General features: G+C 73.6%; 20 protein-coding genes and 1 riboswitch. Of the genes, 18 read left to right on the top strand and 2 right to left on the bottom strand.

Features of this window, described 5'->3' with window-relative positions:
- The 3 genes from fmt to AB0D28_RS16330 all read left to right on the top strand — a co-directional run bounded on the left by fmt (position 1) and on the right by AB0D28_RS16330 (position 4537).
- Positions 1-927: a methionyl-tRNA formyltransferase gene (gene fmt, locus AB0D28_RS16340; RefSeq protein WP_357386467.1), complete on the top strand. Its 927-nt coding sequence runs from the start codon at positions 1-3 to the stop codon at positions 925-927.
- Positions 924-2561 carry a transcription antitermination factor NusB gene (locus AB0D28_RS16335; protein WP_357386465.1) on the top strand — a complete coding sequence of 546 codons (1638 nt, stop codon included), beginning with the start codon at positions 924-926 and terminating at the stop codon, positions 2559-2561. Before fmt ends, AB0D28_RS16335 begins: the two co-directional genes overlap by 4 nt.
- A 230-nt stretch (positions 2562-2791) precedes the next feature.
- Entirely contained in the window at positions 2792-4537 is a 1746-nt protein-coding gene (locus tag AB0D28_RS16330; protein ID WP_357386463.1) for a M28 family peptidase, read from the top strand.
- A 45-nt stretch (positions 4538-4582) separates the two neighbouring features.
- On the opposite strand, the gene AB0D28_RS16325 is transcribed toward AB0D28_RS16330, so the two are convergent.
- Together AB0D28_RS16325 and AB0D28_RS16320 are read right to left on the bottom strand one after the other, a co-directional pair.
- Positions 4583-5473 carry a septum formation family protein gene (locus tag AB0D28_RS16325; RefSeq protein ID WP_357386461.1) on the bottom strand — a complete coding sequence of 297 codons (891 nt, stop codon included), beginning with the start codon at positions 5471-5473 and terminating at the stop codon, positions 4583-4585.
- Between the two features lie 76 nt (positions 5474-5549).
- Positions 5550-6437, bottom strand: a complete 888-nt coding sequence (locus AB0D28_RS16320; protein ID WP_357386459.1) for a septum formation family protein — start codon at positions 6435-6437, stop codon at positions 5550-5552.
- 261 nt (positions 6438-6698) lie between these two features.
- On the opposite strand from AB0D28_RS16320, the gene rpe reads away from it, so the two are divergent.
- The 15 genes from rpe (at position 6699) to pheS (ending at position 18385) form a co-directional block, all read left to right on the top strand.
- Entirely contained in the window at positions 6699-7379 is a 681-nt protein-coding gene (gene rpe, locus AB0D28_RS16315) for a ribulose-phosphate 3-epimerase (protein WP_357386457.1), read from the top strand.
- A gap of 1 nt (position 7380) precedes the next feature.
- Positions 7381-8337: a response regulator gene (locus AB0D28_RS16310; protein WP_357386456.1), complete on the top strand. Its 957-nt coding sequence runs from the start codon at positions 7381-7383 to the stop codon at positions 8335-8337.
- Between the two features lie 80 nt (positions 8338-8417).
- Positions 8418-8590, top strand: a riboswitch (FMN riboswitch).
- 170 nt (positions 8591-8760) lie between these two features.
- Positions 8761-9822, top strand: coding sequence for a bifunctional diaminohydroxyphosphoribosylaminopyrimidine deaminase/5-amino-6-(5-phosphoribosylamino)uracil reductase RibD (gene ribD, locus AB0D28_RS16305; protein ID WP_357386454.1), 1062 nt, complete (start codon positions 8761-8763; stop codon positions 9820-9822).
- 1 nt (position 9823) lies between these two features.
- Positions 9824-10435, top strand: coding sequence for a riboflavin synthase (locus AB0D28_RS16300; protein WP_073827704.1), 612 nt, complete (start codon positions 9824-9826; stop codon positions 10433-10435).
- A complete protein-coding gene (gene pnuC, locus AB0D28_RS16295) occupies positions 10435-11130 on the top strand; it encodes a nicotinamide riboside transporter PnuC (RefSeq protein ID WP_357386584.1) in 696 nt (231 codons plus the stop codon). Before AB0D28_RS16300 ends, pnuC begins: the two co-directional genes overlap by 1 nt.
- Complete coding sequence (locus AB0D28_RS16290; protein ID WP_357386451.1) at positions 11127-12392, top strand: bifunctional 3,4-dihydroxy-2-butanone-4-phosphate synthase/GTP cyclohydrolase II; 1266 nt, start codon at positions 11127-11129, stop codon at positions 12390-12392. The genes pnuC and AB0D28_RS16290 overlap by 4 nt, the downstream gene beginning before the upstream one ends.
- Before the next feature lie 4 nt (positions 12393-12396).
- A complete protein-coding gene (ribH, locus tag AB0D28_RS16285) occupies positions 12397-12894 on the top strand; it encodes a 6,7-dimethyl-8-ribityllumazine synthase (protein ID WP_091424378.1) in 498 nt (165 codons plus the stop codon).
- 26 nt (positions 12895-12920) lie between these two features.
- Positions 12921-13202 (top strand): phosphoribosyl-ATP diphosphatase, encoded by a 282-nt coding sequence (locus tag AB0D28_RS16280; protein WP_198039659.1) that lies wholly within the window; start codon positions 12921-12923, stop codon positions 13200-13202.
- Between the two features lie 43 nt (positions 13203-13245).
- Positions 13246-14091 carry an ATP phosphoribosyltransferase gene (hisG, locus tag AB0D28_RS16275; protein ID WP_357386449.1) on the top strand — a complete coding sequence of 282 codons (846 nt, stop codon included), beginning with the start codon at positions 13246-13248 and terminating at the stop codon, positions 14089-14091.
- A gap of 61 nt (positions 14092-14152) precedes the next feature.
- The gene (locus AB0D28_RS16270; protein ID WP_357386447.1) at positions 14153-14626 is read left to right on the top strand and encodes a PH domain-containing protein; all 474 of its coding nucleotides are present in this window, start codon (positions 14153-14155) and stop codon (positions 14624-14626) included.
- Between the two features lie 325 nt (positions 14627-14951).
- Positions 14952-15599: a translation initiation factor IF-3 gene (gene infC, locus AB0D28_RS16265; RefSeq protein WP_043324929.1), complete on the top strand. Its 648-nt coding sequence runs from the start codon at positions 14952-14954 to the stop codon at positions 15597-15599.
- Positions 15600-15618: 19 nt separating this feature from the next.
- Positions 15619-15813, top strand: coding sequence for a 50S ribosomal protein L35 (gene rpmI / locus AB0D28_RS16260; RefSeq protein WP_007075851.1), 195 nt, complete (start codon positions 15619-15621; stop codon positions 15811-15813).
- A gap of 32 nt (positions 15814-15845) precedes the next feature.
- A complete protein-coding gene (gene rplT / locus AB0D28_RS16255) occupies positions 15846-16238 on the top strand; it encodes a 50S ribosomal protein L20 (protein ID WP_043324928.1) in 393 nt (130 codons plus the stop codon).
- Between the two features lie 32 nt (positions 16239-16270).
- On the top strand, positions 16271-17155 hold the full coding sequence (locus tag AB0D28_RS16250; protein WP_357386444.1) for an RNA methyltransferase: 885 nt from the start codon (positions 16271-16273) through the stop codon (positions 17153-17155).
- A gap of 168 nt (positions 17156-17323) precedes the next feature.
- Positions 17324-18385 carry a phenylalanine--tRNA ligase subunit alpha gene (gene pheS / locus AB0D28_RS16245; protein ID WP_357386442.1) on the top strand — a complete coding sequence of 354 codons (1062 nt, stop codon included), beginning with the start codon at positions 17324-17326 and terminating at the stop codon, positions 18383-18385.
- Positions 18386-18388 lie beyond the last annotated feature (3 nt).

The raw sequence follows: 18388 nt of genomic DNA, 5'->3' as shown, positions 1-18388 counted from the left end.
ATGCGCCTTGTCTTCGCCGGCACGCCGGCTGTCGCCGTACCGGCCCTGGACGCGATCGCCGCCTCCGGGCACGAGCTGCTCGCCGTGGTCACCCGCCCCGACGCCCCGGCCGGTCGTGGCCGTGGGCTGGTCCGCTCGCCCGTGGGCGCGTGGGCCGACGCGCACGGCGTCGAGGTGCTCACCCCGGCCCGTCCGCGCGAGCCGGAGTTCCTCGACCGGCTGCGCGAGCTGGCGCCGGACTGCGTACCGGTGGTCGCCTACGGCGCGCTGGTGCCGCCGGTGGCGCTGGAGATCCCCCGGCACGGCTGGATCAACCTGCACTTCTCGCTGCTGCCCGCCTGGCGCGGCGCCGCGCCCGTGCAGCACGCCGTGCTGCACGGTGACGAGCTGACCGGGGCCAGCGTCTTCGAGCTGGAGGAGGGGCTGGACACCGGCCCGGTCTACGGCACCGTCACCGACGAGATCCGCCCCGCCGACACCTCCGGCGACCTGCTGGAACGGCTCGCGCACTCCGGTGCCGGGCTGCTGGTCGCCGTGCTGGACGCGATCGGCGCCGGCACCGCCCGGGCCGTGCCGCAGCCCGCCGACGGCGTCTCGCTCGCCCCGAAGCTGACGGTGGAGGACGCCCGGGTCCGCTGGGGCGACCCCGCGTTCGCTGTCGACCGGCGCATCCGCGCCTGCACGCCCGCGCCCGGCCCGTGGACCACGTTCCGCGACGACCGGGTCAAGCTCGGCCCGGTCACCCCGCTGCCCGAGGGCCCGGAGCTGAAGCCGGGGGAGTTGCACGTGGAGAAGTCCGGCGTGCTCGTCGGCACCGCCACCACGCCGGTGCGCCTCGGCGAGGTGCGCGCCGCCGGCAAGAAGGCGATGCCCGCCGGCGACTGGGCGCGGGGCGCCCGGGTCACCGCGGGCGAGGTGTTCGCGTGACGGGGCCGTCGCGTCCGGACCGGCCCGCCGGGGACGAGCGCTCCCGGGGGTACGCCGACCGGCCCGGCTCCGACCGGCCTGGCTCCGAGCGACCTGGCGGCGACCGGTTCGGCGACCGTGAGCGCGGTGCCCGGCAGCCGTCCGACCGGCCCGCCGCGGATCGGCGTGCCGGCGACCGGTTCGGCGGTGACCGGCGGGGCGGGGACCGGCCCGGCGGCGACCGGCGCGGCGGCGAACGGTTCGGTGGGGACCGGCGGGGCGGGCGCCCGGTCCGTCCGGCCGTCGACCTGCCCCGGCAGATCGCCTACGAGGCGATCGCCGCGGTGCACCGCGACGACGCGTACGCCAACCTGGTGCTCCCGGCGATGCTGCGCGAGGCCGGCCTGTCCGGCCGGGACGCCGCGTTCGCCACCGAGCTGACCTACGGCACGCTGCGGCACACCGGCACCCTCGACGCGATCGTCACCGACGCGGCCGGGCGGGACGTGCAGCGCATCGACCCGCCGGTGCGCGACGCGCTGCGGCTCGGGGCGTACCAGATCCTGCACACCCGGGTGCCCCCGCACGCGGCGGTGTCGTCGACTGTGGACCTGGTCCGGTCCGTCGGGCCGGGTGCCACCGGGTTCGCCAACGCGGTGCTCCGCGAGATCACCACCCGGGACGCCGACGCCTGGGTGGCCAAGCTCGCCCCGGCGCCGGAGACCGACCCGATCGGGCACCTCGCGCTGGCGTACAGCCATCCGCAGTGGATCGTGCGGTCGTTCGCCGAGGCGCTCGGCGGCGACATGGGTGAGACGACCCGGCTGCTCATCGAGGACAACGAGCGCCCGCCGGTGCACCTGTGCGCCCGGCCGGGCCTGGCCGATCCGGTGGCGCTCGCCGACGAGGTGGGCGGCGCCCCCGGCGCGTTCTCGCCGTACGCGGTCTATCTGCCCGGCGGCGCGCCGGGTGACCTGGCGGCGGTGGCCGACGGCCGCGCGCACGTCCAGGACGAGGGTTCCCAGTTGGTGGCGGACGCGCTGGCGGCGGCCCCGCTGGACGGTCCGGACGGCCGCTGGCTGGACCTGTGTGCCGGTCCGGGCGGCAAGTCGGGCCTGCTCGGCGCGCTCGCCGCGATCCGTGGCGCGCGGCTCACCGCGGTCGAGGTGGCCGAGCACCGGGCCCGACTGGTGGAGCAGGCGACCCGTGGGCTGCCGGTGACGGTGCTGCACACCGACGGACGCACGGTGGGCGGCGACCCGAAGCTGCCGGAGGCCCACTTCGACAGGGTGCTCGTGGACGCGCCGTGCACCGGGCTGGGCGCGCTGCGCCGCCGCCCGGAGTCGCGGTGGCGCCGCCAGCCGTCGGACCTGCCGCCGCTGACCCGGTTGCAGCGCGAACTGCTCACCGCCGCGCTGCGGGCGGTCCGGCCGGGCGGCGTGGTGGCGTACGTGACGTGTTCGCCGCACGTGGTGGAGACGCACGTGACGGTGACCGAGGCGGCCCGGCGGTGCGGTTTCGCCGTCGACTTCGTCGACGCGCGTCCGCTGCTGCCGGCCGGCATGCCGGGCCTGGGTGACGGCCCCACGGTGCAGCTGTGGCCGCACCGCCACGGCACCGACGCCATGTTCCTGGCGGTCCTGCGCCGGGCCTGACCCACACCTCTCGCAGTCGATCAAGGAGTTCGTGTCCCCGGGCCGTGCCCGGACACGAACTCCTTGATCACCATGCGGAGAAATGGGGAGGGATGGAGCGTGTGCGGCATCCCGGTGGGCAGAGGGGGTCGGTGGGATGTGACAGCCCGTTGACTGCGTGATCGATGCATGTAACTGTTTCGACCACCGGTCCCGGCACCCCGCCCGCCGAACCCCCACGAGGAGTCTCCATGAGACGCAGAACGCCGACCACGAGCCTCGCGCTCGCCCTCGTCGCCACCCTGACGACGGCGAGCCTGGCCGGCACCGCCTCCGCCGCGCCCGCCCCGGCCGCCCCCGCCCCGGCCGTCGCCGCGCTCGCCGCGCCGGACGTCTCGCTGAGCAACGTCCAGGCCCACCTCACCCAGTTCAACTCCATCGCCACCAGCAACGGCGGCAACCGGCGGGCCGGCTCGGCCGGCTACACGGCGTCGGTCAACTACGTCAAGAGCAAGCTCCAGGCCGCCGGCTACACGGTCACCGAGCAGAACTGCTCCACCTGCACCTACCCGGGCAACAACCTGATCGCCGAGTGGCCGCAGGGCCCGTCCGACCAGGTCGTCATGTTCGGCGCCCACCTGGACGGCGTCGCCGCCGGCCCCGGCATCAACGACAACGGCTCCGGCTCGGCCACGCTGCTGGAGAACGCCCTGGTGCTCGCCGCGCAGAACCCGACCATGACCAAGCGGGTCCGGTTCGCCTGGTGGAACGGCGAGGAGCAGGGCCTGCAGGGCTCCAAGCACTACGTCAACCAGCTCAGCTCCACCCAGCGCGGCTACATCAAGGGCTACTACAACTTCGACATGGTGGGCTCGCCGAACGGCGGCTACTTCATCAACCGGATCACCTCGGCCACCGCCGCCCCGCTGAAGGCGTACTGGGACTCGTTCGGCATCTCGCCGGAGGAGAACACCGAGGGGCAGGGCCGCTCGGACGACTACTCGTTCGCCAACGCCGGCATCCAGACCTCCGGCTACGCGGCCGGCGCCAGCTACACCAAGACCTCGGCGCAGGCCAGCAAGTGGGGCGGCACCGCGGGCGCGGCGTACGACGGGTGCTACCACCGCTCCTGCGACAACACCAGCAACATCAACACGACCATCCTCAACCGGGCCGCGGACGGCGTGGCGTACACGATCTGGGCGCTCGCGGTCGGCGGCGGCACGCCGACGAACGACTTCTCCGTCTCGGTGAGCCCCACCTCCGGCAGCGTCGCCCGGGGCGGCTCCACCACCGCCACTGTCAGCACCGCCACCACCGCCGGCAGCGCGCAGACCGTGGCGCTGTCCGCCAGCGGCGCCCCGAGCGGCGTCTCGGTGAGCTTCAGCCCGTCCTCGGTCACCTCGGGCGGCTCGGCCACCATGACCGTCACCGCCTCGTCGTCGGCCACCACCGGCACGTTCACCCTCACCGTGACCGGCACCGGCTCGGCCACCCGCACCGCCAGCTACACGATCACCGTGACCGGCGGCAGCGGCGGCTGCACCGGGGGCCAGCTCATCGGCAACAGCAGCTTCGAGTCCGGCACCGCGCCGTGGACGGCCAGCTCCGGCGTGATCACCAACAGCTCCAGCCAGGCGGCCCGCACCGGGTCGTACAAGGCGTGGATGAACGGGTACGGCTCCTCGCGTACCGAGTCGCTGTCCCAGTCGGTCACGCTGCCGGCCGGGTGCAGCAGCTACACGTTCTCGTTCTGGCTGCACATCGACACGGCCGAGACAACCACCTCGACCGCGTACGACAAGCTGACCGTGCAGGTCGGTTCGACCACGCTGGCCACGTACTCGAACCTGAACAAGGCCACCGGCTACACCCAGCGCACCTTCAACCTGGCCGCGTACGCCGGTCAGACGGTCACGCTGAAGTGGACCGGGGTCGAGGACGCCTCGTTGCAGACCAGCTTCGTCGTTGACGACGTGACGCTGCAGGTCGGCTGAGCGGTACCGGGCGGGGTGGGCGAGCGTGCCCGCCCCGCCCGGGCCTCAGTTGATCGGCAGCGCCTTGGCGCCAGCGCCCTTGACCGAGCGGGTCAGCGCACGCCCGGAGACCCACAGGAAGCACTGCACCCCCCGGTCGCCGTCGCGCCACTGCTCCTCGTACGGGTGGTAGATGATGGTGCCGGCCCGGTACTGCATGTTGCCGTCGTTCGGCAGCCCGGCGTACTTGGCGATCAGGCCGCGGCAGGCCTTGTGCGTCCGCAGCGACGTGCGGTCGAACTCCGCGTAGCTGATGTCCGGCGCCTGGTAGACGCCGACGAACTCGGCGTGGTGCTTGCTCGTGCAGGCCACCGGCCGCATCGACTGCACCTCGTTCTTGCTCAGCTTCGGGTTGAAACAGCCGAGCGCGAGCTTGGAGCCGGGCTTCAGCGCGCCCCGCAGGCTGCCGGTGCGCTGCGACACGGCGCCCTCGTCCAGATCGGTGATCTCCGCGACGTCGCAGCGGTACCAGCGGGCGCCGCCGGACCACGCGAGCGCCGAGGGGAGGACCACGGCCAGGCGCAGCCGCCCGCCGCGCCAGTCCCCGCCGACGGCCCGGGTGACCTGGCGGGCGCAGTCGGCGTGCGCGGCACGCATTCCCGCCGAACCGGTACGCGGGGGCGCGGAACGCTCCGCCTCCGCGCCGGTCATCGTGCCGACGTGCAGCGTCTCGGTGCGGTGCGGGGTGGCGCAGTCGACCGGCTGGTAGCCGCTGAGGTAGCCGACGTCGGCGACCGTGGGATGGCAGGCCCCGGACTTCGGCACGAAACCGACCGGCGCGGCGAACGCGGGCCAGTCGTCGACCAGGTCGCGGTCCACCCCGGCCGGCGCCGCGCAGCCGCCGAGCGCCAGCGTCAGCGCCGCGCCCACGGTGACCGCCACCCACCATCGCCGCATCCCGACCGACCTCCCCGCGCGTCCGGCGCCGTCCGGTCACCCGGTACGCCTCGGCGGTGCAGCATACGGCAGCCGTTCAGGTGACAGGGAGTCCCTCGGGTCCGGCGCCGCGCACCGAGCGGTTCAGCTTGCGGTCGTCGCTCCACAGGAAACAGCGCACGCCCCGGTCGCCCTCCTCCCACTCCCGCTGCGACGGCGGGTAGAAGATGGACCCGGCCCGGTAGGGCAGTTCGGCGTTGTCCGGCACCTCGGCGAACGCGGCGATGAGCGTCATGCAGCGCCGGTGCGTGGCGGGCGCGCCCCGGGTGAACTCCGCCCAGCTCATGTCGCGTTCCTCGTACACGCCGACGAACTCCGCCCGGTGCGGTTCGGTGCACAGCACCGGGGCCATGTAGTTGAGGTTCTGGCCGATCAGTTTCGGGTCGAAACACCTGTGCAGCAGCGGGTTGTCGCCGACGAGCGCGCCGCGCAGGCTGCCGACCCGGTTGACCGGGCGGGTGTTGTCGATGCTGTCGGTCTCGGCCAGGTCGCAGCGGAACCAGCGGGCGCCGGACGTCCAGGCGGTGACTGTCGGCAGCGCGATGTTCAGGGTCAGCCGGGCGGCCCGCCAGTCCCCGCCGATCATCTCCCGGGCCCGCTGGTCGCACTCGGCGCGCGCGGTGCGCAGCGCCGGGGAGCCGGGTTCCGGGCGTACGCCCCGCGCCGCCGCGCCGGAGAAGCGGCCGACGTGCACGGTCTCGGCCAGGTGGCTGCCCGCGCAGTTCACCGTCTCGTACGTGGCGGCGGCGACCACTGTGCTCAGCCGCGGCAGGCACGCCTCGGTCGCCGGGACGAACAGTTGCGGCGCCGGCAGCGCCGCCCAGTCGTCGATCAGGTCGCCGTCGGCCCGGTGTGTCTGAGCGCAGCCCGCGAGCACCGCGGTCGCGGCGCCGGCCAGCGCGAGCACGAGGAGCCACCGTCGCATCGTCCGCCCCTTCCGGGAGAGATGGCAGCCGGTCGACACAGGCCCGACCGGCGTCCCCCGCGCCCGGGCGTGCAGCATACGTGACCGTCCCTGTAGGAGTTTCGTCATCTTTCAATCGATCGGCCAGTCACGGGCGACTATTCGTGCCGACTTTCTCTCCGGACGGCCGGATTGTGCACCGCGGGTGACGGCGGGGTGACCGATGGTCGTTCCGGGAGGCGTGCCGCGACCTCCGGATCATCGCGTTCGTACACTGGCCCGGTGACCGTACCGCCGCCGATCGTCGCGCCCAGCATCCTGGCCGCCGATTTCGCCCGCCTCGCCGACGAGGTCCGTGCCGTGGAGTCCGCCGCCGACTGGCTGCACGTGGACGTCATGGACAACCACTTCGTGCCGAACCTGACCATCGGGCTGCCCGTGGTGCAGAGCCTGCGCGCCGTCACCGGGATCCCGTTCGACGTGCACCTGATGATCACCGACCCGCGCCGCTGGGCGCCCGGGTACGCCGACGCCGGGGCGTACAACGTCACGTTCCACGCCGAGGCGTGCGACGACCCGGTGGCGCTGGCCAAGGACCTGCGTTCGGCCGGGGCGAAGGCGGGGCTGGCGATCGACCGGGACACCCCGATCGAGCCGTACCTGGAGCTGCTGCCGAGCTTCGACACGCTACTGATCATGACGATCAAGGCCGGCTTCGGCGGCCAGCGTTTCCTGCCGCACCTGCTGGACAAGGTGCGCGCGGCCCGCCGGCACGTCGACAGCGGGCACCTGGAGCTGCGCATCGAGGTCGACGGGGGCATCGCCGCGGACACCATCGAGCAGGCCGCCGAGGCCGGCGCCGACGCGTTCGTCGCGGGCACCGCCGTCTACGGCGCCGACGACCCCGCGGAGGCCGTACGCCGCCTGCGGGGCCTGGCGGAACGTGCGATGACCGGGGCCTGAGATGGACCCGGCCGGCGAGCGACCCGACGTGATCCTCGTCGTCGACGACGACGAGGACATCGCCCGCTTCGTCGAGTTCAATCTGCGCCTGCACGGCTTCGAGGTGCTGCACGCCGCCGACGGCCAGGAGGCGCTGGAGATCATCGAGCGGCAGCGGCCCGACCTCGCAGTGGTCGACCTGATGATGCCGCGCGTCGACGGGCTGGAGCTGACCCGGCGGCTGCGCGCCGACCCGATGACCTCGGCCCTGCCGGTGATCATGCTCACCGCCAAGGGGATGACCCAGGACAAGGTCAACGGGCTCAGCGTCGGCGCCGACGACTACCTGGTCAAGCCGTTCGACACGCTGGAGCTGGTGGCCCGGGTCAACTCCACGCTGCGGCGCAACAAGGAGTTCCGGGAGGTCTCGCCGCTGACCGGCCTGCCCGGCAACAGCCGGATCCGGCGGGAGATCAGCGACCGGGTACGCAACGGCGCCGACTACGCCGTCGGCTACATCGACATCGACCGGTTCAAGAGCGTCAACGACCGGTACGGCTTCGTGCGCGGCGACGAGTTCATCTCGGCCCTGGCCCGCAGCCTGCACCGGGCGGTGGTGTCGATCGGGGTGCCGCCGGCGTTCCTCGGTCACGTCGGCGGCGACGACTTCGTCATCGTCTGCACCCCCAGCCAGGTCCGGCCGCTGACCAGCCGGGCCGTCGTCGACTTCGAGAAGGCCGCGGACGCGCTCTACGACCCCACCGACCGGGAACGCGGCTTCGTGGAGCTGAAGGACCGGCGGGGCAACATCCGCCGCGCCGCGCTCGTCACGCTCTCCATCGGCGTGTCGCTCTCCGATTCCGGCAAGCGGTTCACCGACCCGCTGGAGGCGATCGCGGTGGCTTCGGAGATGAAGACGGTGGCCAAGAGCCAGCCCGGCTCGTACGTGGCGGTGGACCGCCGCCGCGGCGTTACGTGATCGTGCGGTCCTGCTGTGAGGTAGCTCGCCTCTGTGGCGCGCGCCGCGGTGGAACGTGTAAGACTTCCCGTATACCCACCACGCGCTGGCGGGGCTCGGTGAAATTCCGAACCGGCGGTGATCCACGGTCCGACCGTGGTAAGCCCGCGACCCGGACGGCTTCGGCCGGACGGTGGACCTGGTGAGAATCCGGGGCCGACGGTTGGGGTGCGGCTCGTCCGCCCCCAGACAGTCCGGATGGGAGACAGCGCGCGGAACGGGGGAGGCCCCTGCCGGCCGCTGAGCACCCTCAGCCGCCGCCCGGGCTCCCCGGGGTCGGCGTAGCCGTCCCCGGGTCTCTCCGCCGCCGCGTGTCCGCGGCTCTCGTGGCCGTCGTCTCCCGACCCGCCCGCGCGTGACCGGCGAGCGGGAGGACAGGCGGCCATGGCGAGCGTCTCCGTCGACGAGGCGATGCGTCGTGCCATCGACCTGGCCGCGCGCGGTCTCGGCACCACGAGCCCCAACCCGGTGGTCGGCTGCGTGCTGCTCGACGCCGACGGCGAGGTCGTCGGCGAGGGCTTCCACGCGTACGCCGGCGGCCCGCACGCGGAGATCGTCGCGCTGGCCCAGGCCGGCACCCGGGCCCGTGGCGGCACCGCCGTGGTCACGCTGGAGCCCTGCGACCACACCGGCCGCACCGGCCCGTGCAGCCACGCGCTCATCGCCGCCGGGGTGTCCCGCGTGGTGATCGCGGTGCCCGACCCCAACCCGGTCGCCTCCGGCGGGGCGGCCACGCTGCGCGCCGCCGGGGTCCAGGTCGCGCTGGGGGTACGCGCGCAGGAGGCCGAGGCCGGCAACGTCGCGTGGCTCACCTCGATGCGCCGCGGCTGGCCGTACCTGATCTGGAAGTACGCGGCCACGCTCGACGGGCGCTCCGCCGCCGCCGACGGGACCAGCATGTGGATCACCTCCGAGGCGGCCCGGATCGACGTGCACGCGCTGCGCGGCACCGTCGACGCGGTGCTCGCCGGGGTGGGCACCGTGCTCGCCGACGACCCGCGCCTGACCGCCCGCAACCTGCGTGACGGCACCATGGCCATCCGGCAGCCGCTGCGGGTGGTGGTGGACAGCTCGGGGCGTACCCCGGCCGACGCCCGCGTGCGCGACGGCGCCGCCCGCACCTGGGTGGCCACCGCCGCGGAGGTCGGCGCCGGGCCGGACGGCCGGGTCGACCTGGCGGCGCTGCTCGCGGAGCTGCACCACCGGGGCGTGCGGACCGCGCTGCTGGAGGGCGGTCCCACGCTGGCCGGCGCGTTCCTCGCCGCCGGCCTGGTCGACAAGATCGTCGGGTACGTCGCGCCGAAGCTGCTCGGCGCCGGTCCCACCGCGCTGCTCGACGCCGGCGTGACGACAATCGCCGACGCCATCGACCTGGAGATCACCGACGTTACGCGGGTCGGTCCCGACCTGCGGATCACCGCGCTGCCCCGGAAGAGGGAGGCCTGACATGTTCACCGGCATCGTCGAGGAGCTGGGCGAGATCGTCCGGAGCACCGAGACCGGCGACGACTCCGCGCTGGTCGCGATCCGCGGCCCGCTCGTCACCTCGGACGCCCGGCACGGCGACTCCATCGCCGTGAACGGCGTCTGCCTCACCGTGGTCGACGTCGACGGCGGCGTGTTCACCGCCGACGTGATGGGCGAGACGCTGCGCCGCACCGCGCTCGGGGCACTGCGCCCCGGCGACCCGGTCAACCTGGAACGCGCCGCCGCGCTTAACAGCCGGCTCGGCGGGCACCTGGTGCAGGGCCACGTCGACGGCGTCGGCGAGGTCGTCGCCCGGGAGCCGGCCGCGCAGTGGGAGACGGTGCGGTTCCGGCTGCCCGCCGGGCTGGCCCGGTACGTGGTGGAGAAGGGCTCGATCACCGTCGACGGCGTGTCGCTGACCGTGGCGGAGGCCGGCGACGACTGGTTCTCCGTCGGGCTGATCCCCACCACGCTCAAGCTCACAGTGCTCGGCACGAAGCAGGTCGGCGACCCGGTCAACCTGGAGGTGGACGTGCTGGCCAAGTACGTCGAGCGGCTGCTCGGCGACCGCGGCGCGGGGAGCGTGCGGTGATGGGCCCGCTCGGCTGGCTGCTCGACGCCCAGGTGCACGTGGCCGGTTCGCCGGTGCTGGTCCGGGAGATCGTCGGCAACGGCTTCGGGCTCGCCTCGGCGCTGCTCGGGCTGCGCCGGGTGGTCTGGGCCTGGCCGGTCGGCATGATCGGCAACGCGCTGCTGCTCACCGTGTTCCTCGGCGGCGTCTTCGTCACCCCGCAGGCGCACGACCTCTACGGCCAGGCCGGCCGGCAGGTCTTCTTCTTCGCCGTCAGCGTGTACGGCTGGTGGCGCTGGTCGCGCAACCGCCGAGCCGGCGGCGGGCACGAGCCGGCCGTGGTGCCGCGCTGGGCCACCTGGCCGGAACGGCTCGGCCTGCTCGTGGCCGCCGCCGTCGGCACCGCCGCCGCGTACCCGGTGCTGGCCGCGCTGGGCTCGTGGGGCCCGCTGCCGGACGCCTGGATCCTGGTCGGCAGCCTGCTCGCCACCTACGGCATGGCCCGCGGCTGGGTCGAGTTCTGGCTGATCTGGATCGCCGTCGACGCGGTCGGCGTGCCGCTGCTGCTGCGCGGCGGCTTCTACCCGTCAGCCGCCATGTACCTGGTCTACGGCGCGTTCTGCGCCGCCGGCCTGTACAGCTGGTGGCGCACCTCCCGGGCCGTCGCGACCGCGCCCGCCCCGATCCCGGCGACGTACTCGGAGGCCGTGGCATGACCACTTTCGGTTCGATCGAGCAGGCGGTGGCGGACATCGCCGCCGGGCGTCCGGTGGTCGTGGTCGACGACGAGGACCGCGAGAACGAGGGCGACCTGATCTTCGCGGCCGAGCTGGCCACGCCGGAGCTGGTCGCGTTCATGGTCCGCTACACCTCCGGCTACATCTGCGTGCCGCTGACCGAGGACGAGTGCGACCGGCTGGACCTGCCGCCGATGCACCACACCAACCAGGACCGGCGCGGCACCGCGTACACGGTGACTGTGGACGCCCGGGAGGGCGTCAGCACCGGCATCTCCGCCGCCGACCGGTCGCACACCATCCGGCTGCTCGCCGACGCCGCCACCGGCCCGGCCGACCTGGCCCGGCCCGGTCACGTGGTGCCGCTGCGCGCCCGCGCTGGCGGGGTGCTGCGCCGCCCCGGGCACACCGAGGCGGCGGTGGACCTGACCCGGCTCGCCGGGCTGCGTCCGGCCGGGGTGCTCTGCGAGCTGGTCAACGACGACGGCACCATGATGCGCCTGCCGGACCTGGAGAAGTTCTGCGCCGAGCACGGCCTGACGCTGGTCACCATCGCGGACCTGATCGCCTACCGGCGGCGTACCGAGAAGCAGGTCGAGCTGGCCGCCGACGCGCGCATGCCCACCCCGTACGGCGTGTTCCGGGCGCTCGGCTACCGCGCCGAGCACGACCCGGCCGAGCACGTCGCGCTGGTCATGGGCGATCTCGGCGACGGGCGGGACGTGCTGGTGCGGGTGCACTCCGAGTGCCTCACCGGCGACGTGTTCGGCTCGCTGCGCTGCGACTGCGGGCCGCAGTTGCAGGCCGCGCTGGCCCGGGTCGCGCAGGAGGGCCGCGGCGTGGTCCTCTACGTGCGCGGCCACGAAGGGCGCGGCATCGGCCTGCTGCACAAGCTCCAGGCGTACCAGCTCCAGGACCAGGGCCGCGACACCGTGGACGCGAACCTCGACCTGGGCCTGCCGGCCGACGCCCGGGACTACGGCACCGGCGCGCAGATCCTCTACGACCTGGGCGTCCGGTCGATGCGGCTGCTCACGAACAACCCGGCCAAGCGGGCCGGGCTGGAGGGGTACGGCCTCACCGTGACCGGCCGGGAGGGGCTGCCCGTGCGGTCCAACCCGGAGAACGTGCGCTACCTGCGCACCAAGCGGGACCGGATGGGTCACCTGCTGGACGGACTGGACGAGGTGACCGAGGCGCCGATGGGCCGCCCGGTCGCCGGTGACGAGATCGGAGCGTAGGGCGATGGCGGGTTTCGGTGAGCCGGGCGTGACCGCGGTGGACGCCGCCGGGATGACCGTCGGCGTGGTGGCCGCCCGGTGGCACGGCGACCTGACCGACCACATGACCGAGCGGGCCGTGGCCGCGGCGCAGGCGTGCGGCGCGCGGGCCGTGGTGGCCCGGGTGGCCGGTTCGGTGGAGCTGCCGGTGGTGGCCCAGGCGATGGCGCGCCGCTTCGACGTGGTCGTCGCGCTCGGCGTGGTGGTACGCGGCGCGACGGCGCACTTCGACTACGTCTGCCAGTCGGTCACCGAGGGGCTGACCCGGGTGGCGCTGGACGAGGGCAAGCCGGTGGCGCACGGGGTGCTCACCGTGGACACCATCGAGCAGGCCCGGGACCGGGCCGGGCTGCCCGGCTCGGCCGAGGACAAGGGCTGGTCGGCGACCGTCGCCGCGCTGGACGCCGCCCTGGCGGTCCGCGCGCTGGACGCGCAGTCCGCCCACCGGGTCGGCTTCGCCTGACCCACCCGGCCCGTCACCCGGGGCGGCTGGAAGAATCGCCTTCCGTGAAGACGTTCGAGGAGTTGTTCGCCGAGCTGCAGGCCAAGGCCGCCGCCGGCACCCCGGGCTCGGGCACCGTGGAGGCGCTCGCCAAGGGCGTGCACTTCATCGGCAAGAAGGTCGTCGAGGAGGCGGCCGAGTCGTGGATGGCCGCCGAGCACGAGGGCCCGGAGCGGGCCGCCGAGGAGATCTCCCAGCTCCTCTACCAGGCGCAGGTGCTGATGCTCGCCACGGGTCTGGAACTGAAGGACGTCTACCGACATCTCTGAGTGCCCGTCCGCTGATCACCCGATCGAACGAAGGAGCACTCCCATGCTGCGTGTCGCAGTACCCAACAAGGGCGCCCTGGCCGAGAAGGCCGCCCAGATGCTGCGCGAGGCGGGCTACCGCCAGCGCACCGACCCGAAGGACCTGGTCTGCCGGGACGAGGCCAACGACATCGAGTTCTTCTACCTGCGCCCCAAGGACATCGCGACCTACGTCGGCTCCGGTGACCTGGACGTCGGCATCACCGGGCGGGACCTGCTGGTCGACTCCGGCGCGCCGGCCGAGGAGATCGTCGACCTCGCCTTCGCCCGGGCCACGTTCCGGTTCGCCGCCCGCCCGCAGGACGTCGACGACGTACGGGAGCTGGGCGGGCACCGCATCGCCACCGCGTACCCCGGTCTGGTCGAGCGGCACCTGGCCGAGCTGGGCGTCAAGGCCGACGTGATCCGCCTGGACGGCGCGGTGGAGAACGCCATCCGCCTCGGCGTGGCCGACGTGGTCGCCGACGTGGTGGAGACCGGCGCGACGCTGCGCCAGGCCGGCCTGGTGGTCTTCGGCGAGCCGCTGCTGCGCTCCTCGGCGGTGCTGGTCCGCCGCGCCGGCGCGCCCGGCGGCGCCCAGCAGGAGCAGTTGCTGCGCCGGCTGCACGGTGTGCTGGTCGCCCGCCGGTACGTGATGCTCGCCTACGACGTCCCGGCCGGCCTGCTCGACCGGGCCAGCTCGCTGACCCCCGGCATCGAGTCGCCGACAGTCTCGCCGCTGCACCGGGAGGGCTGGGTCGCGGTGCAGGCGATGGTGCTCCGCGACGACGTGCACCGGATCATGGACGAGTTGTACGAGCTGGGTGCCCGCGCGATCCTGGTCACCAACATCCACGCCTGCCGGCTGTGAGGCCGCTGCCGCTCCGTGTGGCGGCCGGAGGCGCGCGTGAGCCGGATGGCAGACTGGTCGGGTGAGCGATTCCGTGGTGACCGTGCGACCCCGCCGCGTCCGGGTCGTCTGCTGGGTGTCGGCCGTCACGCTGCTCGTGGTGTTCAGCCTCGTCGCGACGTCGCTGACCGGCGCCACCGGCAACGGCTACGGCACGTTCCAGCGCGGCGACCAGTTCGCCATGATCGGCCTGGGTGTCTTCGGCGCGCTCGGCTTCCTGCTGTTCACCCGCCCCCGCGTGATCGCCGACGCCAGGGGCGTACGGGTGCGCAACGTGTTCAGCTCGTACGAGCTGCCGTGGGAGGTCGTCCGCGGGGTCCGGTTCGACAGGGGCGCCCCGTGGGCCAGCCTGGAGCTGCACGACGACGACCTGCTGCCGGTGGTCGCGTTGCAGGCCGCCGACAAGGAGAGCGCGGTCGAGGCCGTCCGCGCGCTGCGCCGCCTGCACCAGGCGCACCTGGCGGCGCTGTCCGCCAACCAGTCGGCACCCCGCTGACCAGCGAGCCCGGTTTGGGCGGGCCTGGGCCGAGGGTGTAGTGTTGCGGAGTCGACCAGACTGCCCCCGTCCCTGACGCGCGGGCGGTCGAGAAGCGGAGCGCCCGCTCCCACCCGAGTCGCCGCCACGGTGGCCGGGTCCGGTCCCCGGTTTCGGGCACGTCCCGACGCCGGATGCGCGATCCTGTGATCGTGCCGACCGGTCGAGTGGGCCCTGGCATACGCCGGGGCCTTCTGCTTTCCGGGTCGGCTCCCACCCGGGAGCCTGCGGAGTCGGCACCGTAGGACACTCGACTCGAGGAGGCCCCATCAGCGTCGAACCACGCGTGAACGAGCAGATCCGGGCACGTGAGGTCCGACTGGTCGGTCCTGAGGGTGAGCAGGTGGGCATCGTCCCGCTGGAGCGCGCCCTGCAGCTGGCCGCGGACGTCGACCTGGACCTGGTCGAGGTTGCGCCGATGGCGCGCCCGCCGGTGTGCAAGCTCATGGACTTCGGCAAGTTCAAGTACGAGAGCGCACTGAAGGCGCGCGAAGCGCGGCGTAACCAGCAGCAGACCGTCATCAAGGAGATGAAGCTCCGGCCGAAGATCGACCCGCACGACTACGAGACCAAGAAGGGTCACGTGGTGCGGTTCCTCAAGGCCGGCGACAAGGTCAAGGTGACGATCATGTTCCGCGGTCGGGAGCAGAGCCGCCCGGAGCTGGGCTACCGGCTCCTGCGCCGGCTCGAGTCCGAGATCACGGACCTTGGATACGTCGAGGCCGCGCCGAAGCAGGACGGCCGAAACATGATCATGGTTCTCGCTCCGCACCGGGCCGTCAAGGCCTCCGCGGTCGCCGCCACGGCGTCCCGCGGTGGACCGCGCGACCGGGCCGCGGAGGAACCGGCCGCTCCGGCCGGCGAGACCCCGGCGGCCGGCGACACCGCAGCAGCCGGCGAGACCGGCACGACCGCTGAGACCAGCGGCCAGTAACAGGGGAGAAGACGTTCCAATGCCGAAGATGAAGAGCCACACGGGTATGGGCAAGCGGGTCAAGGTGACCGGCAAGGGCAAGATCGTTGCCCAGCAGGCCGGCCTTCGCCACAACCTGGAGAAGAAGCCCAGCACCCAGACCCGTCGGCTGACCGGCACCGTCGAGCTGGCCAAGGCCGACACCAAGCGCATCAAGAAGCTGCTCGGCCGCTGACGCGAGCCACCTGAACCGAAGAAGGAGTTGAGATGGCACGCGTCAAGCGGGCTGTGAACGCCCAGAAGAAGCGTCGTACCCTGCTGGAGACCGCGAGCGGCTACCGCGGTCAGCGCTCCCGGCTGTACCGCAAGGCCAAGGAGCAGGTGCTGCACTCGATGCAGTACTCCTACCGGGACCGTCGCGACCGCAAGGGCGACTTCCGGCAGCTCTGGATCCAGCGGATCAACGCCGGCGCCCGGGCCAACGGCCTGACCTACAACCGGCTGATCCAGGGCCTGCGCCTGGCCGGCATCGAGGTCGACCGGAAGATCCTGGCCGACATGGCCGTCAACGACGCCGCCTCGTTCGCGGCGATCGTCGAGCTGGCCCGCGCCGCCGTGGCGGCCGAGGGCACCGGTGGCGCCGCGGCCCAGGCCGCCTGACCCACCCCGTACGGCAGATCGAGGCGTCTCCCATGCAGTCACCGTCGCAGGGGAGGCGCCTCGACGCCGTTCCCGGACCGTTCACCCCGCGTACCCCCAGGGTCATCGCGGCCCGCCGGCTACAGCGCCGGCGCGACCGCGACCAGGCCGGCCGGTTCCTGGCCGAAGGGCCGCAGGCGGTCCGGGAGGCGCTCGCCCGCACCGGCACCGTGGTCGAGCTGTTCGGCACCCCGGCCGCGCTGGACCGGTACGCCGACCTCGCCGCCACCGCCGCCCGGGCCGACGTGCCGGTCTCCGAGGTGACCGACGACGCCCTGGCCGCGCTGGCCGAGACCGTCGCCCCGCAGGGCCTGGTGGCGGTGTGCCGCCACCTCGACGTACCCCTGGAGCACGCGGTGGCGCGCGGGCCGCGCCTGGTAGCGGTGCTCGCCGGGATCCGTGACCCGGGCAACGCCGGCACCGTGCTGCGCACCGCCGACGCGGCGGGCGCGGGCGCGGTGATCTTCGCGGGCGAGGCGGTCGACCCCTACAACGGCAAGTGCGTGCGGGCCTCCGCCGGCAGCCTCTTCCACGTCGACGTGGTGCGCGCCGCCGACCCGCTCGCCGCCGTCGAGGCGCTGCGGGCCGCCGGGCTCACGATCCTCGCCACCACCGGGTACGGCGACAGCGACCTGGACGACCTCGCCGACTCCGGACGGCTGGCCGGCCCCACCGCGTGGCTGTTCGGCTCGGAGGCGCACGGTCTGCCCGAGGAGCTGACCGGCGCCGCCGACGCCCGCGTCCGGGTGCCGCTGCACGGGCGCGCGGAGAGCCTGAACCTGGCTGCGGCGGCGGCCGTCTGCCTGTATTCTTCCGCCAGAGCACTGCGTGTCCCCCGGGGCACGCGAGAGACAGCAGGGGAGTCCGCCTCGTCATGAACGCGCCACGGCGTTCGTTTAGCCAGCCCGCCGGTGTCGGCGGGCGGCGGGCCTGACCCTTCCCCCTGCACGACTCCCCACCGGCGGGCTGCGGCGAAGCCGCGCGTCCGTAGACTCGCCTAGCCACCCGCGAGGGTCGGCGCCGCCGTGAGGGAGTGCCCGTTCACCATGAGCTACCGCAACGATCCGTACGACCCGAAGCAGGTCGCCCTGCTCGACCCGGACGCCCTGGCCGGGGCCGTGGCCGACGCCGAGAAGGCGTTCGCCGACGCCGCCGGCCCGGACGCGCTCACCGCGCTGCGCCCCGCGCACCTCGGTGACCGGTCCCCGGTGTCGCTGGCGCGCCGGGAGATCGGCGCGCTGCCGCCGGCCGCGAAGGCCGACGCCGGCAAGCGGGTCAACGAGGCACGCCGGGCCATCGAGTCCGCGTACGCCGCCCGGCAGGAGATCCTGGACCGCGAGCAGGCGGAGCGGGTGCTGGTCGAGGAGCGGGTCGACGTGACCCTGCCGTACGACCGCCGGCCGCGTGGCGCCCGCCACCCGCTGAGCGTGTTGATGGAGCAGATCAGCGACCTGTTCGTCGGCATGGGCTACGAGGTGGCCGAGGGCCCCGAGGTCGAGCTGGAGTGGACCAACTTCGACGCGCTGAACATCCCGGCCGACCACCCGGCGCGCGGTCTGATGGACACGTTCCACATCGCACCCGAGGGCAGTGGCCTCGTGCTGCGCACGCACACGTCGCCGGTCCAGGCGCGCACCATGCTCAGCCGCAAGCCGCCCATCTACGTGGTGGTGCCCGGCCGGGTCTACCGCACCGACGAGCTGGACGCCACCCACGCCCCGGTCTTCCACCAGGTCGAGGGCCTGGTGGTGGACAAGGGCATCACGATGGCGCACCTGCGCGGCACGCTCGACCACTTCGCCCGGGCCATGTTCGGCGAGGGGGCGAAGACGCGCTGGCGTCCGCACTACTTCCCGTTCACCGAGCCGTCGGCGGAGTTCGACGTCTGGTTCCCGGAGCACCGGGACGGTCCGCAGTGGGTCGAGTGGGGCGGCTGCGGCATGGTCAACCCGCGGGTGCTGCGCGCCTGCGGCATCGACCCGGAGGTCTACTCCGGATTCGCGTTCGGCATGGGCATCGACCGGACCGTGATGGTCCGGCACGGCGTCAGTGACATGCGGGACATGGCCGAGGGCGACGTGCGGTTCACCCGCGCGTTCGGCGCCTGAGCT

Origin of the sequence: Micromonospora sp. NPDC048169 (assembly GCF_040652815.1) — a bacterium.
In the GTDB taxonomy this organism is placed as follows: domain Bacteria; phylum Actinomycetota; class Actinomycetes; order Mycobacteriales; family Micromonosporaceae; genus Micromonospora.
Note: the sequence above shows the minus strand (reverse complement) of the source record. Positions and strands in the feature narration are given on the sequence as shown.

What these genes read in the sequence shown, in the direction of transcription:
- fmt (WP_357386467.1), top strand. Translation starts at nt 1, where the DNA reads ATGCGCCTTGTCTTCGCCGGCACGCCGGCTGTCGCCGTACCGGCCCTG.
- AB0D28_RS16330 (WP_357386463.1), top strand. Translation starts at nt 2,792, where the DNA reads ATGAGACGCAGAACGCCGACCACGAGCCTCGCGCTCGCCCTCGTCGCC.
- AB0D28_RS16325 (WP_357386461.1), bottom strand. Translation starts at nt 5,473, where the DNA reads ATGCGGCGATGGTGGGTGGCGGTCACCGTGGGCGCGGCGCTGACGCTG.
- AB0D28_RS16320 (WP_357386459.1), bottom strand. Translation starts at nt 6,437, where the DNA reads ATGCGACGGTGGCTCCTCGTGCTCGCGCTGGCCGGCGCCGCGACCGCG.
- AB0D28_RS16310 (WP_357386456.1), top strand. Translation starts at nt 7,381, where the DNA reads ATGGACCCGGCCGGCGAGCGACCCGACGTGATCCTCGTCGTCGACGAC.
- ribD (WP_357386454.1), top strand. Translation starts at nt 8,761, where the DNA reads ATGGCGAGCGTCTCCGTCGACGAGGCGATGCGTCGTGCCATCGACCTG.
- AB0D28_RS16300 (WP_073827704.1), top strand. Translation starts at nt 9,824, where the DNA reads ATGTTCACCGGCATCGTCGAGGAGCTGGGCGAGATCGTCCGGAGCACC.
- pnuC (WP_357386584.1), top strand. Translation starts at nt 10,435, where the DNA reads ATGGGCCCGCTCGGCTGGCTGCTCGACGCCCAGGTGCACGTGGCCGGT.
- AB0D28_RS16290 (WP_357386451.1), top strand. Translation starts at nt 11,127, where the DNA reads ATGACCACTTTCGGTTCGATCGAGCAGGCGGTGGCGGACATCGCCGCC.
- ribH (WP_091424378.1), top strand. Translation starts at nt 12,397, where the DNA reads ATGGCGGGTTTCGGTGAGCCGGGCGTGACCGCGGTGGACGCCGCCGGG.
- hisG (WP_357386449.1), top strand. Translation starts at nt 13,246, where the DNA reads ATGCTGCGTGTCGCAGTACCCAACAAGGGCGCCCTGGCCGAGAAGGCC.
- rpmI (WP_007075851.1), top strand. Translation starts at nt 15,619, where the DNA reads ATGCCGAAGATGAAGAGCCACACGGGTATGGGCAAGCGGGTCAAGGTG.
- rplT (WP_043324928.1), top strand. Translation starts at nt 15,846, where the DNA reads ATGGCACGCGTCAAGCGGGCTGTGAACGCCCAGAAGAAGCGTCGTACC.
- AB0D28_RS16250 (WP_357386444.1), top strand. Translation starts at nt 16,271, where the DNA reads ATGCAGTCACCGTCGCAGGGGAGGCGCCTCGACGCCGTTCCCGGACCG.
- pheS (WP_357386442.1), top strand. Translation starts at nt 17,324, where the DNA reads ATGAGCTACCGCAACGATCCGTACGACCCGAAGCAGGTCGCCCTGCTC.